The organism is Micromonospora sp. NPDC003944, assembly GCF_053605225.1.
The window spans coordinates 135,807-159,616 of sequence record NZ_JBSGIV010000001.1 but is presented as its reverse complement, the minus strand read 5'-3'; the positions used below and the strand labels follow the sequence as shown (position 1 = coordinate 159,616).

At 72.4% G+C, this 23,810-nt stretch carries 23 protein-coding genes; 6 read left to right on the top strand and 17 right to left on the bottom strand.

The window, feature by feature from the left end; genetic code table 11:
- Positions 1-14 precede the first annotated feature (14 nt).
- The 8 genes from ACWER9_RS00690 to kdd form a co-directional block, all read right to left on the bottom strand.
- The gene (locus tag ACWER9_RS00690) at positions 15-824 is read right to left on the bottom strand and encodes a polyprenol monophosphomannose synthase (RefSeq protein ID WP_452299779.1); all 810 of its coding nucleotides are present in this window, start codon (positions 822-824) and stop codon (positions 15-17) included.
- A 34-nt stretch (positions 825-858) separates the two neighbouring features.
- Positions 859-2,532 (bottom strand): apolipoprotein N-acyltransferase, encoded by a 1,674-nt coding sequence (lnt, locus tag ACWER9_RS00685; protein ID WP_452299869.1) that lies wholly within the window; start codon positions 2,530-2,532, stop codon positions 859-861.
- Between the two features lie 575 nt (positions 2,533-3,107).
- Complete coding sequence (locus ACWER9_RS00680; RefSeq protein WP_452299868.1) at positions 3,108-4,439, bottom strand: glutamate mutase L; 1,332 nt, start codon at positions 4,437-4,439, stop codon at positions 3,108-3,110.
- Positions 4,440-4,462: 23 nt separating this feature from the next.
- Positions 4,463-4,870, bottom strand: a complete 408-nt coding sequence (gene kal, locus ACWER9_RS00675) for a 3-aminobutyryl-CoA ammonia lyase (protein ID WP_452299778.1) — start codon at positions 4,868-4,870, stop codon at positions 4,463-4,465.
- Positions 4,867-5,652 (bottom strand): lysine 5,6-aminomutase subunit beta, encoded by a 786-nt coding sequence (kamE, locus tag ACWER9_RS00670; protein WP_452299777.1) that lies wholly within the window; start codon positions 5,650-5,652, stop codon positions 4,867-4,869. Before kamE ends, kal begins: the two co-directional genes overlap by 4 nt.
- On the bottom strand, positions 5,649-7,211 hold the full coding sequence (kamD, locus tag ACWER9_RS00665) for a lysine 5,6-aminomutase subunit alpha (RefSeq protein WP_452299776.1): 1,563 nt from the start codon (positions 7,209-7,211) through the stop codon (positions 5,649-5,651). The genes kamE and kamD overlap by 4 nt, the downstream gene beginning before the upstream one ends.
- Positions 7,208-8,773 (bottom strand): amidohydrolase, encoded by a 1,566-nt coding sequence (locus tag ACWER9_RS00660; protein WP_452299775.1) that lies wholly within the window; start codon positions 8,771-8,773, stop codon positions 7,208-7,210. Before ACWER9_RS00660 ends, kamD begins: the two co-directional genes overlap by 4 nt.
- A gap of 4 nt (positions 8,774-8,777) precedes the next feature.
- Positions 8,778-9,839: an L-erythro-3,5-diaminohexanoate dehydrogenase gene (gene kdd, locus ACWER9_RS00655; RefSeq protein ID WP_452299774.1), complete on the bottom strand. Its 1,062-nt coding sequence runs from the start codon at positions 9,837-9,839 to the stop codon at positions 8,778-8,780.
- 141 nt (positions 9,840-9,980) lie between these two features.
- Here kdd and ACWER9_RS00650 point away from each other — a divergent pair, with 141 nt between their 5' ends.
- On the top strand, positions 9,981-11,372 hold the full coding sequence (locus tag ACWER9_RS00650; RefSeq protein WP_452299773.1) for a KamA family radical SAM protein: 1,392 nt from the start codon (positions 9,981-9,983) through the stop codon (positions 11,370-11,372).
- A gap of 42 nt (positions 11,373-11,414) precedes the next feature.
- Here the strand turns inward: ACWER9_RS00650 and ACWER9_RS00645 are convergent, their stop codons facing one another.
- The 5 genes from ACWER9_RS00645 to ACWER9_RS00625 form a co-directional block, all read right to left on the bottom strand.
- A complete protein-coding gene (locus ACWER9_RS00645) occupies positions 11,415-12,473 on the bottom strand; it encodes a hypothetical protein (RefSeq protein WP_452299772.1) in 1,059 nt (352 codons plus the stop codon).
- On the bottom strand, positions 12,470-13,036 hold the full coding sequence (locus ACWER9_RS00640; RefSeq protein WP_452299771.1) for an RNA polymerase sigma factor: 567 nt from the start codon (positions 13,034-13,036) through the stop codon (positions 12,470-12,472). Before ACWER9_RS00640 ends, ACWER9_RS00645 begins: the two co-directional genes overlap by 4 nt.
- A 95-nt stretch (positions 13,037-13,131) precedes the next feature.
- A complete protein-coding gene (locus tag ACWER9_RS00635; RefSeq protein WP_452299770.1) occupies positions 13,132-13,851 on the bottom strand; it encodes a polysaccharide deacetylase family protein in 720 nt (239 codons plus the stop codon).
- 532 nt (positions 13,852-14,383) lie between these two features.
- Positions 14,384-14,725, bottom strand: coding sequence for a YnfA family protein (locus ACWER9_RS00630; RefSeq protein WP_452299769.1), 342 nt, complete (start codon positions 14,723-14,725; stop codon positions 14,384-14,386).
- Between the two features lie 70 nt (positions 14,726-14,795).
- The gene (locus ACWER9_RS00625) at positions 14,796-14,990 is read right to left on the bottom strand and encodes a CsbD family protein (RefSeq protein WP_088989634.1); all 195 of its coding nucleotides are present in this window, start codon (positions 14,988-14,990) and stop codon (positions 14,796-14,798) included.
- Between the two features lie 156 nt (positions 14,991-15,146).
- Here ACWER9_RS00625 and ACWER9_RS00620 point away from each other — a divergent pair, with 156 nt between their 5' ends.
- Entirely contained in the window at positions 15,147-15,758 is a 612-nt protein-coding gene (locus ACWER9_RS00620) for a histidine phosphatase family protein (RefSeq protein WP_452299768.1), read from the top strand.
- Here ACWER9_RS00620 and ACWER9_RS00615 read toward each other — a convergent pair.
- The 3 genes from ACWER9_RS00615 to ACWER9_RS00605 all read right to left on the bottom strand — a co-directional run bounded on the left by ACWER9_RS00615 (position 15,688) and on the right by ACWER9_RS00605 (position 18,550).
- Positions 15,688-16,194: an Lrp/AsnC family transcriptional regulator gene (locus ACWER9_RS00615; RefSeq protein WP_452299767.1), complete on the bottom strand. Its 507-nt coding sequence runs from the start codon at positions 16,192-16,194 to the stop codon at positions 15,688-15,690. The two genes, ACWER9_RS00620 and ACWER9_RS00615, sit on opposite strands and share 71 nt — an antisense overlap.
- 107 nt (positions 16,195-16,301) lie before the next feature.
- Positions 16,302-17,444, bottom strand: a complete 1,143-nt coding sequence (locus ACWER9_RS00610; protein WP_452299766.1) for an acyl-CoA dehydrogenase family protein — start codon at positions 17,442-17,444, stop codon at positions 16,302-16,304.
- The gene (locus ACWER9_RS00605) at positions 17,441-18,550 is read right to left on the bottom strand and encodes a M24 family metallopeptidase (protein ID WP_452299765.1); all 1,110 of its coding nucleotides are present in this window, start codon (positions 18,548-18,550) and stop codon (positions 17,441-17,443) included. The genes ACWER9_RS00610 and ACWER9_RS00605 overlap by 4 nt, the downstream gene beginning before the upstream one ends.
- Before the next feature lie 202 nt (positions 18,551-18,752).
- On the opposite strand from ACWER9_RS00605, the gene ACWER9_RS00600 reads away from it, so the two are divergent.
- Positions 18,753-20,120 (top strand): glycosyl hydrolase family 18 protein, encoded by a 1,368-nt coding sequence (locus ACWER9_RS00600; protein ID WP_452299764.1) that lies wholly within the window; start codon positions 18,753-18,755, stop codon positions 20,118-20,120.
- Positions 20,121-20,200: 80 nt separating this feature from the next.
- Here ACWER9_RS00600 and ACWER9_RS00595 read toward each other — a convergent pair whose 3' ends face one another.
- Positions 20,201-21,088 (bottom strand): winged helix-turn-helix transcriptional regulator, encoded by an 888-nt coding sequence (locus ACWER9_RS00595; RefSeq protein ID WP_452299763.1) that lies wholly within the window; start codon positions 21,086-21,088, stop codon positions 20,201-20,203.
- Positions 21,089-21,169: 81 nt separating this feature from the next.
- Between ACWER9_RS00595 and ACWER9_RS00590 the strand changes: the two genes are divergently transcribed.
- From ACWER9_RS00590 to ACWER9_RS00580, 3 genes are all read left to right on the top strand, one after another.
- Positions 21,170-22,447 carry an MFS transporter gene (locus ACWER9_RS00590; RefSeq protein ID WP_452299762.1) on the top strand — a complete coding sequence of 426 codons (1,278 nt, stop codon included), beginning with the start codon at positions 21,170-21,172 and terminating at the stop codon, positions 22,445-22,447.
- A gap of 92 nt (positions 22,448-22,539) precedes the next feature.
- Positions 22,540-22,767 carry a hypothetical protein gene (locus ACWER9_RS00585; protein WP_452299761.1) on the top strand — a complete coding sequence of 76 codons (228 nt, stop codon included), beginning with the start codon at positions 22,540-22,542 and terminating at the stop codon, positions 22,765-22,767.
- Positions 22,768-22,825: 58 nt separating this feature from the next.
- Positions 22,826-23,767 (top strand): 5'-3' exonuclease, encoded by a 942-nt coding sequence (locus tag ACWER9_RS00580; protein ID WP_452299760.1) that lies wholly within the window; start codon positions 22,826-22,828, stop codon positions 23,765-23,767.
- Positions 23,768-23,810: the final 43 nt, after the last annotated feature.

The following is a 23,810-nucleotide window of genomic DNA, read 5'->3' as shown; positions in this document are numbered from 1 at the left end:
TGACACGGCCGCGCTCACGGCCACCGCGCCTGACCGGTGGCCGTGCCGTGCAGACCCCGGCGGACCGCCTGACGCCTGTCACGCACACCCCAGGCGGTGATCCGCCACAGCGCCTCGGCCACGATCTTCGGGCTCATCTTGCTGTCGCCGCGCTCCCGCTCGGCGAAGGTGATCGGCACCTCCACCATCCGCACCCCGGCCTGGTGCGCCAGCCGCGACAGCTCCACCTGGAACGAGTAGCCCTGCGACGTCACCGACTCCAGGTCGATGGCGTCCAACGCGCTGATCCGGTACACCCGGTACCCGCCGGTGGCGTCCGACACTGGCATCCCCAACGCCAGGCGCGCGTACAGGTTGCCGCCGCGCGAGAGCAGCAGCCGCCGCAGCGGCCAGTTCACCACCCGCGCGCCGCGCGTCCACCGCGACCCGATCACCACGTCGGCGTCGCGGGCGGCGTCCAGCAGCGCCGGCAGGTCCTCCGGGGCGTGCGACCCGTCGGCGTCCATCTCCACGACCGCCTGGTAGCCGCGCTCGCGCGCCCACCCGAAACCGGCCAGGTACGCCGCGCCCAGGCCCTGCTTGCCCTGCCGGTGCAGCACCTGCACGTGCGCGTCACCGTCGGCGAGGGCGTCGGCGATCGCGCCGGTGCCGTCGGGGCTGTTGTCGTCGGCGATGAGGATCTGCACCGCCGGGGCGGCGCGCCGGACCCGGCCCACGATCACGGCGATGTTGTCGGCCTCGTTGTAGGTGGGGATCACCACCAGCACCCGGCCCACCCCGGGCACCTCGTCCGCACGTCGGATCGTATCGGTCGCCTGGATCACGGTTCCTCCGCTCCCGCCGGCGTACCGGCTGTTGCTATCCGGTCCTGACCCGCTGCCGCCGGCGCAGCACCGCCGCGCCGACCAGGGCCGCCGCGGCCAGCGCGGCGAGCGCCACCTCCGGCCACCAGCCCAGGCGGGTGGCGAGGGTACGCCCGTCGTCGAGCCGCACCTGCCGCACCACGACCTCCCGGGTGTTGAACCCGGTGGCATCGCTTACCCGCCCGTCGGGTGCGACGAACCCGGACACACCGACCGTCGAGGCCATCAACGCCGGACGGCCGTGCTCCACCGCGCGCAGCCGCACCATGGCCATCTGCTGACGGGCCTCCGCCACGTCGAAGGTGGCGTTGTTGGTCTGCACCACCAGCAGCTGCGCACCGCCGGTGACGGTGTCGCGGACCACCTCGTCGTAGGCGACCTCGAAGCAGATCACGTCACCGAGCACGGCGGGGCCGGCGCGTACCACGCCCGGGGTGCTTCCCGGCACGAAGTCGTTGCGGATCAGGTCGACCTGCTTGCTGACCATCCGGGCCACGTCGCGCAGCGGCACGTACTCGGCGAACGGCACCGGGTGCCGTTTGGTGTACAGCTGGTCGAGGTCCGCGCCGGTGCCGGGACGCCACAGGATGCCCGCGTTGCGGACCTGCCCCGCCCCGGGGCCGAGCAGCACCGCGCCGACCAGGATCGGCGCGCCGATGGCGTCGGCGGCCTGGGAGATCCGCGCGCCGGCGGTGGGGTTGCGCAGCGGGTCGATGTCGCTGGAGTTCTCCGGCCACACCACCAGGTCGGGTTGCCGCCGCTGCCCGCCGGCGACCTGCGCGGCCAGCTCGATGGTGGCGTCGACGTGGTTGTTGAGCACCGCCTGCCGTTGGGCGTTGAAGTCCAGGCCCAGCCGCGGCACGTTGCCCTGCACGATCGCCACGGTGACGTCCGCGCCGGACCCGGCGGTGGCCACCGGCACGAGCAGCGCCCCGGCGGTCAGCGCCACGGCCAGGGCCGCCGGTACGGCCACCGGCGTCCACCGTCGCGCCGACGACCCGGTGGCCGTGGCGGTGCCGGTGGGGTTGGTGGGACTGGTGGGGTTGGTGAGGCTGCTGGGGCGCAGCATGCCCCAGGCCTGCCAGGCGGCGGTGACCAGCAGCCCGCCGCCGAGCGCGACTGCGAAGGTGACCAGGGGTGCGCCGCCGAGCGCGGCCAGGCGCAGCAGCGGGGAGTCGTCCTGGCTGAACGCCAACCTCCCCCACGGGAACCCGCCGAACGGGGTGCGGTCGCGCAGTGCCTCCTGCCCGACCCACAGCAGCCCGGTCAGCGCCGGCCACGACCAGCGGACGCGGTCGGCAAGCGGCGACACCCAGGCGGTCGCGGTGCCGAGCAGCGCCAGGTAGCCGGCCTGCAACAGCGACAGCAGCACCCACGGCAGGTAGCCGGTGTGCAGGTTCGTCCAGGCCAGCAGCGGGGCGAAGAACGCCAGCCCGGTGAGGAAGCCCAGGCCGGCGCCGGCGCGCAACCGGCGCCGGTGCGCGGCGGCGGCCAGCAACGCCACCCCGACCGGCGCGAGCGGCCACACCCCGTACGGGGGGAACGCCACCAGCAGCGCCAGCCCGGCCGCCACCGCCAGGGGCACGGCGACCCGCAGTGGCAGGGGCCGACCCGCGACGACCGGCGTGTTGATCACCGTGGCGGTGTGGGTGTCATCCCGGTCCAGCATCGTCACCGCAGCTTCACCTCGATCACCCGGCGAAGGCTACCCGCCTGCGGGTCCCGCCCCACCCTCCGCTCGTCGATCTTGCACTTTCTGCGCCGACACAAGGGGCATTCCCACCCACATCAACGACACAAACTGCAAGATCGGCGCGGTCGTGGGCGGGGTGCGGGAGTGCGGGGGGGTGGGGATGAAATCGGGGCGCGGCTTTCGCCGCGCCCCGATGCTCCCAGGCCCTTCCCGGCCGGTGTGGCGAGGATGGGGCACGACGACCTTCGGACCGACCGGACGTGGACTGGCTGCCCCCGCCGGGCCGTTGTCTACTGGCCGTGCACCTCACCCTGCCCGTACACCGGTAACCGCGGCCGGTTCGCGCCGCCCCGCCGACCCCCGCCCGCTGGACCTGGCCGCCGCGACGATGACGCTCGAACATGTCGCTCGGCCAGCGGACGAAGGGACGAAGCGAACAACAGCCGCTTCCCGTGGTAGGACTCAAAGACGGTACGTGCCGACCCCCGTCGGTTGTCAACCCGCGACCGGCCTGTCGTGTGTTGCGCCACGGCGTGTCGGGTCGGCGCGTCTCAATACGTACCCAGATGGTGACGCAGCAGCGCCCGCGCGGCGACCGGGTGCTCCTCGGCGAGCAGCCCTCCGGCGGCCAGCACGTAGTCGGCGTCGACCACCGCGGCGGCGGCGCGCGGCAGCGCCCACCCGCCGGCGTGGTCGGCCAGGACCGCCGTCAACACCTGCCCGGACACGTGCGCGGGCGCGTGCCGCAGCACACCACCGGAGCCCACCAGCAGCCGCACGTCGCGCAGGTCCCGCCCGGAGCGCTCCCCGGTGGCGGCACCCCGGGCGTGCCGACGCAGCGCCACCGTCGCGGCGAGGGTCGCGATGCGCCGGTCCACGGCCCGCTCCCCGTCGTCGACGGCCAGCAACGCCGGGTCGGCCGCCCGGCGTGCCGCGGCTGCCGCGAGGTCGTCGGACTCGGCGGCGGACAGCAGCCGCTCCTCGACGGCGGCGCGCACCACCCCCGGGGCACTCCACCGCATGCCCAGGTCACCCTCGACCGTGCGGGCCCGCCACAGACTGCCGGCGACCTCCCGGCCCGGCCCGGTGGCCCGCTCGTCCGGCGTGAGGACCGAGTACACGTCGGTGGTGGCCCCACCCACGTCGACGACGGCCAGGTCACCACCGAGGGTGTCGGCGAGCACCTCCACACCGGTGAGGACCGCGTCGGGGGTCGCCGCCCGCACCAGCCGGGCGAACCGGGAACCCCTCGACAGTCGTTTACCACCGATGACGTGGCGCAGGAACACCGTCCGGATCGCCGCCCGCGCCGACGCCGGGGCGAGCACCCCGATGCGCGGCAGGACGTTCTCCGCGTCGGTGACCGGCACCCCGGCGTCGCGCAGCAACCCGGTCAGCTGGCCGCGCACGTCGGCGTTGCCCGCGTACACCACGGGTGTGCGCCACCGGGCGCGGGCCAGGCGGGTGGCGTTGTGGGTGATGGTGTCGGTGTCGCCGCCGTCGGTGCCGCCGACGAGCAGCACCACGTCGCAGCGGGCGGCCCGCAACGCCGTCAGGTCGGCCGCGCCGAGGCGACCGGCCGCGACGTGCACCACGTGCGCGCCGGCGGACAACCCGACCCGCCGGCCGGCCTGCGCGGTGACCAACGGCTCGTAGCCGACCACGGCCAGCCGCAGCCCACCACCGGCCGACGAGCACACGTACCAGGGCACGTCGGCGACCCCGAGCCCGGCGGTGGCCGCCGTGACCGCGGCGTCCAGGCCGTGCAGCACGTCGGTGCCCACCGTGGTGGGCGCCGCCGCCGCGCCGGCGAGGACACCGGCGGCCAGGTCCACCACCGCCACCTTCGTGTACGTGGACCCGACGTCCGCGCAGACCGCCAACGTCCCCTGGTCGCGACCCCGGCTCACTCCTCGCGACTCAGGTCGGCGGCGGGGACGACCACGGTGCCGGTCGCGGTGACCGCCACCACCGGCGGGTCGAGGACCTCCGCGGCGGACGCGGACCGGTCCGGGCGGCCCCGGCACACCACCGCGCAGCTCAACTCCAGGGTGCGGCTGCGGGTGCCCACCCGCGACACCCGCGCGGTCACCTCCACCACGTCCCCGGCGTGGACGGGCGCGTGGAAGCGCACGTCGGCGTACCCGGCGAACAGGCCCTCGTCACCGTCGGTGCGGATGCACACCTCCGTGGCGACGTCGCCGAACAACCCCAGGGCGTACGCCCCGTCGACGAGGTTGCCGGCGTAGTGGGCGTGCGAGTACGGCACATACCGCCGGTGCGTCACCGTCACCCCGAGCCGTGCGTCGGTCATGCCATCGCCTTCCGTTGTGTGATCAGGGCGTGCACGAGGTAGCTGGCCACCTCACCGGGCGTGGTGCCCCGACCGAAGATCCGGTCCACGCCCAACTCGTCGGTCATCGTCTCGTCGAAGCGGGGACCACCGACGATCAGCAGCGGCCGTTTGCCCGCGGGCATCGCCTCCCGGAACGCCGCCGACATCTCCCGGGTGTTGTGCAGGTGCGCGTCGCGTTGGGTGACCACCTGCGACACGAGCACCGCGTCGGCCTTCTCCGCCCGGGCGGTCTCCACCAGCTCCGGCACACTGACCTGCGCACCCATGTTGGTGACCTTCAACTCCCGGTAGTACTCCAGGCCCTTCTCCCCCGCGATGCCCTTGACGTTCAGGATCGCGTCGATGCCCACGGTGTGCGCGTCGGTGCCGATGCACGCCCCGACCACGGACAGCTTGCGCCGCAACCGCTGCTTGATCACCGTGTTGACGTCCTTCGCCGACAGCAGGGCGAAGTCGCGCTCCACCACCTGCACGGCGCCCAGGTCGACCAGGTGGTTCACCCGCCCGTAGACGACGAAGAACGTGAACCCGTCGCCCATCGGTTTGGCGTGCACCACCATCGCCGGGTCGATGCCCATCTTGGCGGCCAACTGCACCGCCGCGCCCTCGGCCCGCTTGTCGTGCGACACCGGCAGGGTGAACGACACCTGCACCATCCCGTCGCCGGTGGTGTCCCCGTACGGTCGCACGATCTTCTTCCCGGCGTCGCCGGCGCTCACGCCACCGCTTCGCGCGCTCACGCCGCGTCCCCTTCCAGGATCTCGGTGGCCGGGTTGTAGTAGCCGGCCTCGTGCGCGGCGACCCCGTCGAGGCCCTTGCCCCGGTCGGCGGGCCGCTTCATGATCCCGAAGGTGCCCTCGGCGATCGCCGTCAGCAGCGTCTGCTCCCCGATGCGCGCCAACAGGTCCAACGCCTCACCGAGGACCTGGTTGGCGCGGCGGCGGATGAACCCACCCGCCGCCGGCACGAAGTCCTCGTGCAACCCACCGGCCGCACCCAACACGTACCGCACGTTCTGCAGGGCGATGTCCCGGTCGGACAACCACGGCGTCACCACCGCCTCGGTCATCATCCCCACCAGCAGGATCCCCTGACCGGTGAGCGCGCCCGCCAGGTTGAAGAACCCGTCGAGCAGGTTGCCCCGGAACACGTCCCCGGTCATGTGCTTCGTCGGCGGCATCCACTTCAACGGCGCGTCCGGGAACAACTCCCGGGCCAGCAACGCGTGCGCCAACTCCAACCGGAACGACTCCGGCACCTCCGGGTTGATCTCGAACGCGTGCCCCAGGCCCAACTGCCAGTCCGCCAACCCCGCCTCGTGCGCGAAGAACTCGTTGAGCAGCTGCGACACCGTCACCGTGTGCGCCTCGTCGACCGCGTCGGCGGTGGTCAGGTAGTTGTCCTCACCGGTGTTGATGATGATCCCGGCGCGCGCGTGCACCTGCCGGGAGAACCGCTGGTCGACGAACGTGCGCACCGGGTTGATGTCGCGGAACAGGATCCCGTACATCGAGTCGTTCAACATCATGTCGAGGCGTTCCAACCCGGCCAGGGTCGCCATCTCCGGCATGCACAACCCGGACGCGTAGTTGGTCAACCGCACGTAGCGGCCCACCTCCTTCGACGACTCGTCCAACGCCGCCCGCATCAACCGGAAGTTCTCCTGCGTGGCGTACGTGCCGGCGAACCCCTCCCGGGTCGCGCCCTCGGGCACGTAGTCCAGCAGCGACTGCCCGGTGGAACGGATCACCGCGATCACGTCCGCGCCGGCCCGGGCGGCTGCCTGCGCCTGCGGGATGTCCTCGTAGATGTCGCCGGTCGCCACGATCAGGTAGATCCACGGCCGCTGCGCCGGGTCCCCGTGCCGCTTCACGAGCCGGTCCCGCTCGGCGCGCCGCCGGTCGACACGCCGGATGCCCGCCCCGACGGCCTTACGCGCCGCCGACCGGGCCGCCGTCGCCGCCCGCCCCGTCGGCTGGGCGAACCGCACCGACCCGGCGGCGGCCTTCTGCGCCAGCAACGTCACATCCGTGCTGCCCTCGCGGACCAGGGCGTCGAACACCGGCACCGCCACCCCGTGCCCCAACCCGACGTCCGCGGCGACCGCGTCGACGAGCCGGTTCACCCACGGAATACCGTCCGGGTCCGCGCCGGTCACCCCGGCCAACCGCAGCACCGCCCGCTCCACCGACACCGTGGTGTGGCTGCGCGCCAGGTCCACCACCGGCTGCCCGGCCCGACGCGCCAACTCCCGCGCCCGCGCCACCAGCACCGGATCCAGATCGAGCTTCCCGGTCATGACGACCCTTCCTCGTAGATGACCTCACCGCGCAGCACCAGGCGCCGGCACACCGGCAACGGCGTCGGGTCGCCCGGACCCCGCAGCTCCGGGTCCTCGGCCTGCAACACCGGCAGACCCCGCTCCACCCCCGCCGGCGTCGACCACACCGCGAACGTCGCCGGCGCACCCAACGCGAGGACCCCCTCGACGTCCAGGTGCACCGCCCGCCACCCGCCCCGGGTGTGCGCGGCGAACGCCGACCGCACACCCATCCGCTGCGCCGGGTTGTGGTGCGCCGCCGCCGCCCGCACCGACCCCCACGGGTCCAACGGCGTCACCGGCGAATCCGACCCGAACGCCAACGCCACCCCCACCGAGTGCATCGCACCCATCGGGTTCGACTCCAACGACCGGTCCAACCCCAACCGCGCCTCGTACATCCGGCCCGCGCCACCCCACAACCTGTCGAACGCCGGCTGCATGCTCGCCACCACCCCGTACTCCACGAACCGCGCGATCAACCGCCGGTTCATGACCTCCGCGTGCTCGATGCGGTGCCGGGCCGCCCGCAACCGCTCCAACCCGAGGGTGCCCGCCGCCGCCGCGAACCCGTCCAGAACGGTGCCGATCGCGGCGTCACCGATCGCGTGGAACCCGCCCTGCAAACCGTGCGCCGCGCAGTCCACCAGGTGGTCACGCACCTGCTCCACCGACAGGTACCCGTGCCCGCAACCGTCGCCGTCGCCGTACGGCTGCGACACGTGCGCCGTACGCGACCCCAACGCCCCGTCGGCGAACAGGTCCCCACCAGCGCCGACCGCACCCAACTCCCGGGCCCGTGCCGCGCCACCCAACTCACCCCAGTACCCGTACACCTCCGGCAACCCCGCACCGGAGATGCCCAACAGGCCGGTGAAGTCATCCTCGTCGGAGATCTCCGGGCCACCGCACTCGTGCACCGCCGCGATCCCCAACGACGCCGCGTGGGCCAGGGCCACCCGCTGCGCCGCCACCCGCTGCGCCCGACTCACCGACCCCTGCGCGGCCGCCCGCACCACATGGTGCGCGTCGCGCCGCAACCAGCCCGAGGAGTCGAAACCCGCCGCTTCCGCCGCCTGCGGACACGCCGCCAACAGGGCCGACGACACCAACGCCGAGTGGATCGACGCCTGCGACAGGTACACCCGCCGCCCACCGGCCGCCCGGTCCAGCGCCGCCGCGTCCGGCAGGGTCGCATCCGACCAGGTCGACTCGTCCCACCCGTGCCCCAGCACCACCGCGTCCGCCGGCAGGCCCGCCGCGAACCCGGCCACCGCGTCGAGCAACTGCCCGGCCGAGCGCACCCCGGACAGGTCCAGCCCGGACAACGCCAACCCGGTGTCGGTGGCGTGCACGTGCGCGTCCACGAACGCGGGCGTCACCAACGCCCCACCCAGGTCCACCACCCGGTCGGCCGGCGGCGCGTCACCGTCGGTGCCCAACCAGGAAATCCGCCCACCGGACACCAGCAGCGCGGTGGCGCTCGGGTCGGCGGGGCAGTGCAGCACGCCGCCGCGGTACAACGTCGAGGGGTTCGTCATGACCTCAGTCTGCCGCGACCCGCGCCGCGAACAGCTGACGCACCCCCGGCTCGGCCCGCAGCAGCCCCAACGCCAACTCCGCGTGCCCCGGCACGTACCCGTTGCCCACGAGCATCGTCACGTCCGCCGCCAAGCCCTCCGCGCCCAACGCCGCAGCCGAGAAACTCGTCGCCATCGAGAAGAAGATCACCGTGCCGCCGTCCGCGGTGGCCAGCACCGCCCCGTGCTCACACCCCGGCACGTCCACGCAGACCACCGTCACGTCCGCCGGCACACCCAGCGCGGTGGTCACCGCCGTGGACAACCCCACCGGGTCCCGCGCGTCGGCCACCGCCACCACCGACGCCAGCCCGGCGGCCGTCAGCGCGTCGCGCTCCGCCGCCACCGGCACCACCCCGACGGTACGCGCGGCGCCCGCCCGCCGCGCCGCCGCGAGGGACAGCGACCCGCTCTTACCGGCCCCACCGATCACCGCGACCCGCACCGGTGTCGGATCACCGCCACGCCGACGCTCCTCGACGTAACGCGACACCACCCGGGCGGTCAGCGCCGGCGCCCCGCACACGTCCAGCACGGCGAGGGACAACTGCGGGTCCTCGTCGGCGGGCAGCACCGCGGCGATGGACCGCGCGAACAGGATCGCCCACCCGTCACAGGGCACCTGCTCGCTGCGCCCGTCCCACCCGGCCAGCCCGTCGGTGATCACCAGCGGCGTCAGCGTCAACGACACCAGGGTGGCGACCCGCTGCCCCACCGTGAGCCCCAGCGGGGACCGCCGGCCGGCCTCCTCGACCGTGCCGATCAGCATCCCACCCGACCCGGTCACCGGGTTCTGCATCTTCCCCCGGGTCGCGATGATCTCCAACACCTCGGCGCGGACCGCGTCACCGTCACCGCCGTGCTTCTCCGACAACTGCCGGAAGCTCGCCGCGTCCAGGTTGAGCCGCTGCACCCGGATCCGCACCTCGTTCGGCGCGATCGCCGCCGACGTGTCCAGCCGCCAGGCCGCCTGCGGCAGCACCCCCGCCGGTTGCACGACGCGGTGCAGTCCCACCGGTGACGTCACGCCGACCTCCCCTGTCCAGCCGCTCGAAGCCTCGGTCAAGGCTCGCGTAACGGGAAAACTTACGGCAGACTAGTTTCTGTACCGAATATTTTCCAGTAGCCTTCGGGCTCCGCTGATCAGCCGCAACACCGAGGAGGGGCCGTGACCCAGACCATCCCCCACCCCCGTCACGCCCCGGTCGCCACACCGACCGCCGGGCAGCCCTACGAATACCACCGCCGCCCCCTGGTCGAGCCCGACTGGACCCGCTTCCCCGGCTGGCGACACGTCACCCGCGACCAGTGGGAATCCGCCCAGTGGCAGCGCGTCAACTGCGTCAAGAACATCAAGCAGCTCCGCGCCGTCCTCGGTGACCTGATCGACGAGAGCTTCTACGCCGACCTCCAGGCCGACCAGTCGGCCCTGGCCACCATGTCCATGCTGGTGCCACCACAAATGATCAACACGATGGTGCCGTTCGAGCCCCTCACCACCGAGGCGCTGCTCGCCGACCCCATCCGCCGCTACATGATCCCGGTCGCCTCCGACCGCCGCACCGACTGGCCCTCACACCCCTACGCCAGCCGCGACAGCCTCCACGAACACGACATGTGGGTCGCCGAAGGCCTCACCCACCGCTACCCCACCAAGGTCCTCGCCGAACTGCTCTCCACCTGCCCCCAGTACTGCGGGCACTGCACCCGTATGGACCTCGTCGGCAACTCCACCCCCGCCGTCGACAAACTCAAACTCACCCTCAAGCCCGTCGACCGCTACGACGCCCACATCGCCTACCTCAAGGCCCACCCCGGCGTCCGCGACGTGGTCGTCTCCGGCGGCGACGTGGCAAACGTCCCCTGGCGCAACCTCGAGTCGTACCTCATGCGCCTGCTGGAACTGGAGACGGTCCGCGACATCCGGCTCGCCACCAAGGCCCTCATGGGCCTGCCCCAACACTGGCTGCAGCCCGACGTCGTCGAAGGCCTGGAACGCGTCGCCCGCACCGCCGCCCGCCGCGGCGTCAACCTCGCCATCCACACCCACGTCAACCACGCCCAGTCGCTCACCCCACTTGTCGCCAAGGCCGCCCAGACCGCCCTCGACGTCGGCGTCCGCGACGTCCGCAACCAGGGCGTCCTCATGCGCGGCGTCAACGCCACCACCCCGGAACTACTCGACCTCTGCTTCGCCCTCCAAGGCGAAGCCGGGATCCTGCCGTACTACTTCTACATGTGCGACATGATCCCCAACGCCGAACACTGGCGCGTCCCCGTCTGGCACGCCCAACAACTCCAGCACGACATCATGGGCTACCTCCCCGGCTACGCCACCCCCCGCATCGTCTGCGACGTGCCCTTCGTCGGAAAGCGCTGGGTGCACATGCTCACCGACTACGACCGTGAGCGCGGCATCTCCTACTGGACGAAGAACTACCGCACCTCCATCGAATCGGCCGACCTGGAAGCGCTCAACAAGCGCTACGCCTACTACGACCCGATCGACACCCTGCCCGCCGACGGCCAGCAGTGGTGGAACGACCACCGCGACGACTGACCCCACCGACGCCCCCGGCGCGCATCCGGGGGCGTCGGCCCGTCACCGGCAGCCCAGGCCCTGCACGTACCCGGCCGGCACCGTCCCCGCCGCGACCTCGTCGGCGTACCCCCAGAACACCTCCGACCAGTCACCGGCCCGGTCCAGGTCCCGCAGCACCCGCCACCCGTGACTCCCCCGCAACGCATCCGCGGCCCGCCGCACCGCCGCCTCGTCCCCGCTCGCCCGCCCCCGCAACCACTCCACGACCCACAGGCAGCCGACCCGCGACGTCACCCCCACACCGAACTGGTACGAGTCGCTCACCCCGATGTCCTCCAGGGCGGCGACATCGAACCCGGGCGGCAGCGGCACGTCAGCGAGCACCCTCGCCGCCCGCTCCCGCACCGGCATCACCATCTCCGCCGGCAACGCGGCCAACCACGTCCGCACGTCCACCCGCACGACGCCCGCCAGAACCCGGTCCAGGTCCTCCCGCGACCACCTCCCGGTCGTGCTCATCTCCACCAAGACCTCGTCACGGGGATGCACCAGCACCGTGAAATCACCGTTGAGGTTCTGAAACAGATCAGCCGGCCAACCGTCGACCCGCACCGACGTCGCAGGACCGTCGGCACGACGATCCGCATAGCGGGAGGTGTACGCGAGCGCCGGATACCAGTTCATCTCGACCTCCCGCCCACCCCGCCGAAAACGGACCATGCCCTGCTCCTCGGCGAACCCCGACAGGTCAGTCACCTTCCAGCCGGAACGGTCGATCAGCAGCCGCGGGTTGCGCTCCGCCCCCGCCACCGCCAGCGGCGAAAAAACCACACCCGCGTCGACGGTGGCGATCGGCGAAACCCCACCACCCCCGGCCTGCCCACCCACCACGATGGACACCGGCACGACGCTGACCAGGACCGCAGCCGCCGCCACCACCCCCGCGAAACGCCGCACCCGCGACCGCCGCCGTGCCACCGTCCCCACCCGGTCCAACCCGGACTCGGACATGATCTCCTCCAGCAGACCCTGCTTCGCCCCGCCGAGATCCCCCAGCACACCGAGCCGACCCGGGTCCACCTCCCGAACCAGCCGGTCGACACGCTCCTCAACGCTCATCGGTCCTCCCTCCTGGTGAACGTGGTCAACACGTCGAGCACATGTCCGGGCGGCCCCGGGTCGTCACCGACCAACCCGCGCAACCTCGCCCGCGCCCGCGACAACCGGGTCCGAACCACCGCAGGACGCACCCCCAGGACCGCCGCCACCTCATGCGGCAGCAGCCCCTCCCAGACGGTCAGCATCAACACCTCCCGGTCCACCTCCGCCAGACCCGCGAGCGCTTCCCGAACAGCAAGCCGCTCGGTCACCTCACTGCCCGGGTCGGCGACCGCAACCACGATCTGCTGACGTAACCGCTCCCCGAGGCGCTGCCGGCGAACACCACCCCGGAGCTGGTTGGCCAACACCCGCCGAGCCACCCCGTACAGCCACAGCCGGGCCTCCCCAGCGACCGGGATGTCCCGCCGCCGACGCCACGCCACCAGGAAGGTCTCCGCGACGACATCCGCCGCATCCTCCGGATGCGCGACGCGCCGCAACGCGTACGCCAACAGCGACTCGAAATCCTCGGCGTACGCCCGCCGGAAGCGGTCCTCGTCATGCTCTGTCCCGGAGCTCACACCCACTCCATGTCCGGTCCGACCCCGACCGTGACAGCCAGGACGGCCGAGTGTCAGACCGCAGCCGTCAGACTGCGGCCCTCAGAACGCGGCCCTCAGCCGGCGGTCAGCACCTCGGACAACGGCGCTGGGACCAGCCCGCGCTCCCGCAACCCGGCCAGGATGTGCGGCAACGCCTCATCGGTCATCGCCGCGTTCGCCTCGGTCACGTGCATGATCACCACCGACCCGGGGCGCACATGGTCCAACACCGCCCGCACCAACGGCTTCCACGCCGTCGCGAACGGATCCCCGCTCACCACGTCACCATCGACCACCGTCACACCCAACGGCGCCAACGCGTCGAGCGCCGCCGCGTCGTGGCACAACCCGGGGAACCGGAAGTACCGGGTCTGCCGACCCCCGTACGGCTTGATCACCTCGAACGTCTTCGCCACATCGCCGGCCAACTCACCGACCGGCTGCCGGGGCAGGTCGTAACAGTTGGCGGTGAACGCCGCGTGCCCAAACGTGTGGTTGGCCAACTCGAAACGCGGATTGCCGGCGATGCGCCGGGTCACGTCCGGATACCGCTGCACCCACTTGCCGGTCAGGAAGAACGTCGCCGGCACCTGCTCCCGCTCCAGCAGGTCGAGGATGCGCAGGTTCGCGTACGACTTCACCTTCCCGGACCGCAGGCTGGCAAGCATCCCGTCGGTCATGTCCGCGTCGAAGGTCAGCGCGACCGTGTTGCCGGTGCGCGGCCCGTGATCCACCACCGGCGCTCTGGTGCCGGTCGGCGTCGCACCCGGCACCGTGGCCACCGCCCCCGGCACCGTGGCATCCTCGGGCGGCGACGAGACGCCGCCCGACGGCACCACCGTCGGAAAAGCACCCGTCGACGGCACCGTAGGAGAGGTGCCGACCGACGGCGCACCGGCCGGGGTCGACGACCCGACGAACATGGGCCGGTCCGGCGGCGGCACCCGAGACGCCGTACACGCGGCACCACCGACAATGGCAACCGCCGCGAGCACACCACACCACAAGGGACGAAGCCGAGCGCGAATCACGCGGCCGATCATCCCAAACGCGAACCACCCTCACCGCCCCGTCCCCGCTGCAGCCCCGCCCGTGCCCCGGCGCGCCGATCTTGCACTTTCGGTCGTCGCATTGAGCGGTTTGCCCCATGTGCCGCAACAGAAAGTGCAAGATCGGCGCGAGACGGGGGCCGCGGGGGGCATGGCGCGTCGATCATGGGGTTGTGGTGCCTGGTTTGGGTTCTTGCGAGTGCTTTGTCCCCCACCACAACTCCATGATCGACGGCGTGGGGCGTGGGGCAGGGGCGGCGCGGGGTCAGGGGCGGGGCTAGGCGGGGGTGTTGCGGGGGGCGTACATGATGACTGCCACGCCGAGTAGGCAGAGCGCCGCTCCGGTCAGGTCCCAGCGGTCCGGGCGGAAGCCGTCCACCACCATCGCCCAACCCAGCGACCCGGCCACGAACACCCCGCCGTACGCGGCCAGGATCCGGCCGAAGTTCGCGTCCGGCTGAAACGTCGCGACGAAGCCGTAGCAGCCCAGCGCGACCACTCCCGCCGCGATCCACCACAGCCCGCGCTGCTCCCGCCAGCCCTGCCAGACCAGCCAAGCGCCGCCGATCTCGGCCAACGCGGCAAGTGCGAACAACACCAGGGAGCGCAGTACGGTCACCGGCCGACAGTAGCCGCACACGACGGGTCCCCGGACGACGGTGCGCCCGGGGACCCGTGGACCGCTCAGGTCACTTGGTGAAGGAGTCCTTCACGTTGCGACCGGCGTCCTTGACGTTCTGACCGGCCTGCTTGGCGCGCGCGTCGCTCTGCTGGCTGGCGCCCTCGCCACGCATCCGCTCGTTGTCGGTCATGTCGCCGACGCGCTCCCTCGCGGCGCCGGCCATCTGCTCAACCTTGTTCTTTGCCTTCTCGGTGAAGCTCATCGCGCCTCCTCGGTCTGGCGGTTGTCCTGGCTCGTGTGCCCGGTCTCCGGGTGCCGAAACCGGCGGTGCCGGTTGGCACACCCCCTATTGCGTCCTAGGAAGATAGGTTGTGGTGGGGGCGGGAGATGGCGCCGCCGCCGGTGGTTAACTGACCTCATGGGAGAGCTCCTGCTGATCCGGCACGGCGAGACCACCTGGAGCGCCAGCCTGCGGCACACCTCGTACACCGACCTGGAGCTGACCCCCGACGGCGAGCGGCAGGCCCGCACCCTGGCCGCGTTCCTCGCCGGCCGGCGCTTCGTCACCGTGCTGGCCAGCCCCCGCTCCCGGGCGCTGCGCACCGCGCAGCTGGCCGGGCTCACCGTCGACGGCGTCGACGAGGACCTCAGCGAGTGGAACTACGGCGAGTACGAGGGCCGCACCACCGTCGACATCCACGACGACGACCCGCACTGGAACATCTGGACCGACGGCTGCCCCGGCGGCGAGTCCCCCGCGCAGGTGGGCGAACGCCTCGACCGGGTGCTGGCCCGCGTCACCCCGCTGCTCGACCGCGGTACGGTCGCGCTTGTCGGGCACGCGCACAGCCTGCGCGTGCTCGGTGCCCGCTGGATCGGCCTGCCCCCGTCCGCCGGCGGGCGGCTACGCCTGGAGACCGCCACGGTCAGCGCGCTCGGTCACGAACACGGCCGGCAGGTCATCCTGCGGTGGAACCAGCCGGCTCCTCCGGCGCCCGGGACCGCGACCGACTCGGTGCCGCAGCGCTGATCTTCGGTGGCCGGTTCTCGTACGGGGTGGACAACACCACTGTCGTCCGCGTCGTGACGTTCGCCGAGGTGCGAATCTCCTGGAGCACCCGCTCCAGGTCGGTTGGGCTGGCCACCCGCACCAGCAGCAGGTAGAAGTCCTCCCCCGCCACCGAGTAGCACGAGTCGATCTCCGGCAGGTGGGCCAGCCGCTCCGGGGCGTCGTCAGGTTGCGACGGGTCGAACGGCCGGATCGCCACGAACGCGGTGAGCGGCAGCTCCAGCGCCTCGAACGACACCCGGGCGGCGTACCCCTTGATCACCCCGCGCTGCTCCAGCCGGCGGACCCGCTGGTGCACGGCGGACACCGACAGCCCCACCCGCTCGGCCAGGTCGGTGTACGACAGACGGCCGTCGGCGGTCAGCGCGGCGACGATAGCGCGGTCGATCTCCTCCACGGCGTGCAACCTACCGGGAAAACCGTCGCGCGGCGACGACGTAACCGGCTTGCGGGCCACGGTGGGCGCGAAGGCACCCACCGCAGCCCCGCCGCCACGTACCGTCGTCAGTCCTTCGCGAGGGCCCGCGAGATCACCATTCGCTGGATCTGGTTGGTGCCCTCGACGATCTGGAGCACCTTCGCCTCGCGCATGTACCGCTCCACCGGGTGGTCGGCCACGTAACCCGCGCCGCCGAGCACCTGCACCGCGTCGGTGGTCACCCGCATCGCCATGTCGGTGGCGAAGAGCTTCGCCTTGGCCGCCTCGATCGAGTACGGACGGCCGGCGTCGCGCAGCCGGGCCGCCGCCAGGGTCAGCGCGCGGGCGGCGGAGACCTGGGTGGCGGCGTCGGCGAGGAGGAACCCCAGCCCCTGGAAGTCGATGATGGACCGGCCGAACTGCTGCCGCTCCCGGGCGTAGGAGACCGCGTAGTCCAGGGCGGCCTGGGCCAGCCCGACGGCGCACGCGGCGATGCCCAGCCGGCCGGAGTCCAGCGCGGACATGGCGATGGTGAAGCCCATCCCCTCGCCGCCGACGAGCCGGTCGGCCGGCACCCGCGCCTCGTCGAAGGCGATCTGCGCCACCGGGGAGGCGCGCAGCCCCATCGTCCGTTCGGCCGCCTGCGGGGTGATGCCGGCCGTTCCGGCGTCGGCGACCAGGCAGGAGATCCCCTTCGGACCGGGCCCGCCGGTGCGGCAGAAGACGTTGTAGAAGTCGGCCGTCCGGGCGTGGGTTATCCACGCCTTGGTGCCGGAGACCACGTACGCGTCGCCGTCGCGATCCGCCCGGGTGGTCAGCGCCGCCGCGTCCGAGCCACCCTGCGGTTCGGAGAGGCAGTACGCGCCGAGCAACTCCCCACCGAGCATGTCCGGCAGCAGCTTGCGCTGTTCGTCGCTGCCGAACGCCGCCACCGGGTAGCAGGACAGGGTGTGCACGCTCACCGCCTCGGCGACCGCGAGCCAGCGGCTGGCCAGGATCTCCAGCACCTGCAGGTACACCTCGTACGGCTGCGCCGCGCCGCCGTACTCCTCGGGGTAGGGCAGGCCGAGCAGGCCGGCCCGGCCCAGCGTGCGCAGCACCTCGCGGGGGAACTCGGCGCGCTCCTCGAAGGTCGCGGCCTTCGGGGCCAGCTCGCCGTCGGCGAGTTCGGTGGCGAGACCCAGCAGGTCGTGGGCCTCGTCGGTGGGGAGGATCCGGTCGACAGTCATAGCGCGATGAGCTCCGTGGGGGTGGTGTTGAGCCGTTGCACGCCGTCCGTGGTGCAGACGACGATGTCCTCGATGCGGGCCCCGTGCCGGCCCGCCAGGTAGATGCCCGGTTCGATGGAGAACGCCATGCCGGCCTCCAGCGGCCGGTCGTTGCCGGCCACCAGGTACGGCTCCTCGTGCCCGTCGAGACCGATGCCGTGGCCGGTGCGGTGCAGGAACTGCGGGCCGAAGCCGGCGGCGGCGATCGGCGCCCGGGCCGCGGCGTCGGCCGCCTCGCCGGTCAGGCCGGGCCGCACCGCCTCGACGGCGGCGCGCTGGGCGTCGCGCAGCACCGTGTAGTAGTCCAGGAAGTCGTCAGGTGCCGCTGCGCCCGCCAGGTAGGTGCGGGTGCAGTCCGAGCGGTAGCCCGACGCCATCGTGCCGCCGATGTCGACGACCACCGGCTCGCCGACTCCGATCGGTCGGTCGGAGGTGCCGTGGTGGGGGCTGGCGCCGTTCGGCCCGGCCGCCACGATGACGAAGTCGACGGTGACGTGCCCGGCGGCGCGGATCGCCGCGGCGATGTCGGTGGCGACCTCGGCCTCGGTGCGACCGGGGCGCAGCCACTCGCCCATCCGCAGGTGCACCTCGTCGATCGCCGCGCCGGCCTCGGCGAGCGCCGTGATCTCGGCCGGGGACTTGCGGATCCGTAGCTCGCGCAGCACCTCCCCGGCGAGCCGTTGCGCGGCGTGGGGCAGCGCCGCGCGCAGGGCGAGGACCTGCTCGGCCCACATCCGGTCGGCGAGGCCGACCGCCGCGACCGGGCCGTCGAGGGCGGCCACGACGAGGGGGTACGGGTCGGAGCCGTCGACGTGGTCGACGATGCGTACGCCGGTGTTCGGGGCCGCCTCCGCCGCGGGCCGTTCCAACCTGGGCACGATCAGTGTGGGCTCGCCCTCGGCGGGCAGCACCAGGCAGGTCAGCCGCTCCCCCGCGTGGGCGTCGTACCCGGTCAGGTAGCGCAGGTCGGAGCCGGGTGTGAGCAGCAGGGCGTCCAGGCCGGCGGCGGCCGTGGCGTGCTGCGCGGCGATCAGTCGGTCCGGCGGGTACAGCTCGTCGATTCCCACCCCGCCAGCTTAACGGTCGTTTGGGCAAACCCCCCATGGGCACCGACTGGGCGGAAATCCATTGATGTTGATTGACTCTGACAGTTAACACTCTTTAAGATTTGGCTGCCTCGAGGCCCACCCGTTCCTGCGTCCCCCGCACCTCCCGCCCGCCACACCGCGCGGGCGGTGTCGTCGTCCCCCGCCCACGGGAAGGCCCCCGATGTCCTCACCACTGCGCCGCGCCCTCGCCGCCGGCCTCCTCGCGCTGGCCACCGCCGCCGCCACCCTCACCGTCACCTCCACCGCCGCGCAGGCCGTGGTGCTGCCGAACAACTTCAAGAGCGTCGGCTACATGCCCTCCTGGACCGGCAACATCAACGCCATCCAGTACAACAAGCTCACCCACATCAACTACGCGTTCATCCTGCCGAACAGCAACGGCAGCCTCCAGGGCGTCGACGGGGCGCGGCTCTCCTCGCTGGTGTCGCAGGGACACGCCAACAACGTCAAGGTCTCGATCGCGGTCGGCGGCTGGAATGACGGCAACGACTCGGCCTTCGAGGCCCTCGCGGCCAACGCCACCAGCCGGACGAACTTCGTCAACAACCTGGTCAACTTCGTCAACCAGTACAACCTCGACGGCGTCGACATGGACTGGGAGTACCCCGACCCGGGCGCCTCGGCCACCAACTACACGACCCTGATGACGCAGCTCGGCAGCGCGCTGCGCAGCCGCGGCAAGCTGCTCACCGCCGCCGTGGTCTCCGAGGGCTACTACCTCGACGGCGTCCAGCCCGCCGTGTTCAACCAGGTCGACTGGCTCAACATCATGGCGTACGACGGCGGAAACCCGCACGCCAACTACGACTGGTCGATCAACAGCATCAACCTGTGGAAGGCCCGCGGCCTGCCGGCCAGCAAGGCGGTGCTCGGCATCCCGTTCTACAGCCGCCCCGGCTACTACACGTACTCGGCGCTCGTCGGCATGGACTCGGCGAACGCCAACCGGGACTGCGCCACCATCGGCGGCGCGCAGCAGTGCTGGAACGGCATCCCGACGGTCAAGCGCAAGACGCAGTGGGCGCTGGCCAACGCCGGCGGCGTGATGAACTGGGAGCTGACCCAGGACACCAGCGGCTCCACCTCGCTGCTCAGCGCCATGTACGACACGATCATGGGCGGCACGACCCCGCCGCCGACCGGTCGGACCGGTCGGATCACCGGCATCGGCGGCAAGTGCGTCGACGTGGCCTCGGCGAGCACCGCCAACGGCGCCGCCATCCAGATCTGGACCTGCAACGGCACCAACGCCCAGACCTGGACGGTGGCGAGCGACAGCACGCTGCGCGCCCTCGGCAAGTGCGCCGACATCACCAGCGGCTCCACCGCCAACGGCGCGAAGGTCCAGCTCTGGGACTGCAACGGCAGCGGCGCGCAGGTCTGGCAGGCACAGTCCAACGGGACGCTGCGCAACCCGCAGTCGAACAAGTGCCTCGACGTCACCGACAACACCTCCGCCGACGGCGCCCGGTTGCAGATCTGGGACTGCTTCGCCGGCGCCAACCAGCGCTGGACGCTCCCCGCCTGACGCAGGGCCCGCAAGCTCCCCAGCCCCGCAGGGTCTCGGGACCAGCCGGCTCACCGCGGCCCCCGGTCGACGCGTTCGCGTCAGCCGGGGGCCGCGGTGTGCTCGCGGACCAGGGTGAGCATCTCCTGCACCGAACCGGCCGGGTCGGTGACCGGGAACTGCACGGCCCGCACCACCGCCGCCGGATCGAGCAGCAGCGTCAGCCGCTTGAACCGGGTCACCCCACCCGCCCGGAACACCGGAAGCGACAACCCCGCCCCCAACCGGCCGTCCACGTCGGACAGCAGCGGAAACGGCAGTTCGGCGTACGCGGCGAAGTCGGCGAGCTGGTCGGGCCGCTGGGTGCTGACGCCGTACACCCGCACACCGGCGGCCTCGAAGTCCGGGTGACGTTTGGCGTAGGTGGTCGACTCCAGGGTGCAGCCCCGGGCACCGGGGATCTCCGCCCAACCGGGCGGGTAGTCGTGCGCCTCCGGCGCGTACGCGCCGGGGAACAGGTAGAGGACCGTCCAGGCGCCCGTCGCGGCCACCGCCACCGCCTGCCCGCCGGCGGCGGGCAGGACGACCTCGGGTATCCGCCGGCCGACCAGGTCGTGCGCACGGCGCGCCTCGGCCGAGCCGGCGTCGGCCGTCGCGGTCACGTCACCGTCACCCACGAGATGCCTCGTCCCCCAGTCCTGCAGCGCGATCAGCACCGGCAACAGCCCTTCGCCCCTGGTGGTGAGCAGGTAGTCGTACCGGGGAGGGTGTCGCGAATACGCTCGGCGCTCCAGCACACCGTGCCCGACCAGGGCGGCCAGGCGTTCGGTCAGCGCCCGCCGGCTGACGCCCAACTCACGCTGGAGCGCGTCGAAGCGGGTCGTCCCGCTGGCGACGTCCCGGACGATGAGGAACGTCCACCAGTCCCCCAGCACGCCAAGCGCCTGCGCGATGCCGCAGTCCGCATCAGCAAGATCTTCCCGCCGCACCGGCTACCTCCCGTGGTCCCGCCTCGACTATAGTCCGTTCCAGATTGGAACGCACTTGCCTGACGAACGGGGGACGGCGACATGCACGTCGACGAGAGGGCCGGGGTGTTCTGGCGCTGGTGGACCGCCGGCACGACAAGCATGGTCGGGTCGGCGGTCGGCGCGGTGGCACTGCCGCTGACCGCGCTCACCGTCCTGGACGCCACCGCGTTCCAGCTCGGCGTGGTCGCCGCGGCAAGCTACGTCGCCTGGATCGTCATCGGCCTGCCCGCTGGCGTCATCGTGCAGCGCCTGCCGCTGCGCGGCGCCCAGGTGGGCGCCGACCTGGCCCGCGCGGTTGCCGTCGCCTCCATCCCCCTCGCCTGGTGGTGGGGCCACCTCACCGTCGCCCACCTGGTGGTCACCGCGCTCGTGGTCAGCTTCGCCACCGTGCTCTTCGACGTGGCCAACTCGACCTTCCTGCCCAGCATCGTCGAACGAGAGCAGTTGCAGTCCCGCAACAGCCTCACCTCGGCCACCCATGCCGCCACCCTGCTCAGCGGCCCATCCCTCGGTGGGCTCGCCGTGCAGACACTCGGCGCGGTGCCCACCCTGCTCGTCGACTCGGCCAGCTACCTCGTCTCGGCGGCCCTGCTGCGCACCCTGCCCGCCACCCGCGTCGACACGCCGGACCGCTGGCCACCGATCGGTGAGCTGATTCGCGCGGGCTGGCGCTACGTCACGCACCACCCGGTGGTGGGGCCGAGCATGTGGGCCGCGACGGCGATGAACTTCGTCTGCGGCGCGCAGTTCGCGCTGTTCCCGCTCTACCTGGTCCGCGAGCTGCACGCCCCGGTCGGCCTGGTCGGGGTCCTGCTCGCCGTCGAGGGGGTCGGCGCACTGGTCGGGGCGGCGCTCACCACCCGGATCACCAGCCGGATCGGCACCGCCCGCGCCCTGATCGCCTCCGGATTCACCACGGTCGTCGGTGCGTTCCTGATCCCCTGGGGCACCGGGTGGCTGGCGTACGCGGCCTTCGCCGCCGGCAGCACCGTCTTCTCCCTCGGGACAGTGGTGCTCAGTGTGATCACCCGGACCTACCGGCAGATCGCCAGCCCACCCGACCTGCTCTCCCGGGTGATGGCGACCGTGCGGTTCGTGTCCTGGGGTGCGATCCCGGTGGGCGGGCTGGTCGCCGGCGCGCTGGCCGGGCCGCTTGGCGCCCGCGCCACCCTGTTCGTCTTCGCGGCGACACTTGTCTGCGCGCCGCTGGTACTGCTCCTCTCCCCCATCCGGCACCTGCGCGACCTCACCGACCACGGCCAGGGCGACCAACCGAGCCGCCCCGCCGGCTCGATGGTCGGTGTCGAGGGTCGCTGACCGCACTGCCGTTTTTTCGGCCCCGCGCGTCCCCGCGGCCCTAACCTGGGATCGGGTCGTCCGCGCGGGCGAACCCGACCGGGAGGACCGACGTGGCAGCTCACCAGGCGAACAGGGCGGCGACCCGCCGCCGCCGTCAACTGTGGGCCGGAGTCCTCGCACTCGTCGGCCTGGTCCTGCTCATCGTCGGCGTCACCGTCGCCGACGGCGTCGCCGCCTGGATCGAGGTGGTGGTCGCCATCCTGCTGCTGGTGACCAGTTACGTCGTGCAGTACCTGGCCCGGCGGGAGACCGTCTACCAGCACGACGAGCGGCGCTGACACCACCGACGGCCGGGCGTACGCCAGATCGTCGGACGGTTGTGCCAGGCTGTCCGGCGTGGCACACCGACCCCCGATCCTGCTGATCGACGCAGCCAGCCTCTACTTCCGGGCCTACTTCGGCATCCCGGAGTCCGCCGCCAAGGCCGAGGACGGCACCCCGGTCAACGCGGTGCGCGGCTTCCTCGACATGCTCGCCACCCTGATCCGGGTGCGGGGCGCCGACCGGATGGTCTGCGCGCTCGACCACGACTGGCGCCCGGCGTGGCGGGTCGACCTGCTGCCGTCGTACAAGGCGCACCGGGTCGCCCCGCAGGGTGGCGAGATCGTTCCGGACACCCTCTCCCCGCAGGTCCCGATGATCCTGGAGGTCCTGGCGGCGGTGGGCATCACCGCAGTCGGGGCGACCGGCTACGAGGCCGACGACGTGCTCGGCACCCTCTCGGTGACCCAGCCGGGCCCGGTCGAGGTGGTCTCCGGCGACCGCGACCTGTTCCAGCTCGTCGACGACGCCCGACAGGTCCGGCTGCTCTACGTCGGGCGCGGCGTCGCCAAGCTCGACGACTGCGACGACGCCGCGGTGCGGGCCCGCTACGGCGTGCCGGCCGACAGGTACGCCGACTTCGCCGCGCTCCGCGGCGACCCGAGTGACGGGCTGCCCGGGGTCGCGGGCGTCGGGGAGAAGACCGCCGCCCGGCTGATCGAGCGGTACGGCAGCATCGCCGGCATCCTGGCCGCGCTCGACGACTCCGACTCGTCCTTCGCACCGGGCCTGCGCACCAAGCTGGCCGCGGCGCGCGACTACCTGGGCGTCGCGCCGACGGTGGTCCGGGTCGCCCTCGATGTGCCCCTGCCCGAGCTGCCCACCGCGCTGCCGAGCGCCCCCGCCGACCCCGACCGTCTGCTCGACCTCGCCCAACGGTGGAACCTGGCCGGCTCCGCCCGCCGCCTCGTCGACGCCCTCGCCACCTCCCGGGGAGACGAGCAACCGCCGACGTAACCACCGCCAGGACGCGAGCCGACCGACCCGGTCGGGGGAAGCC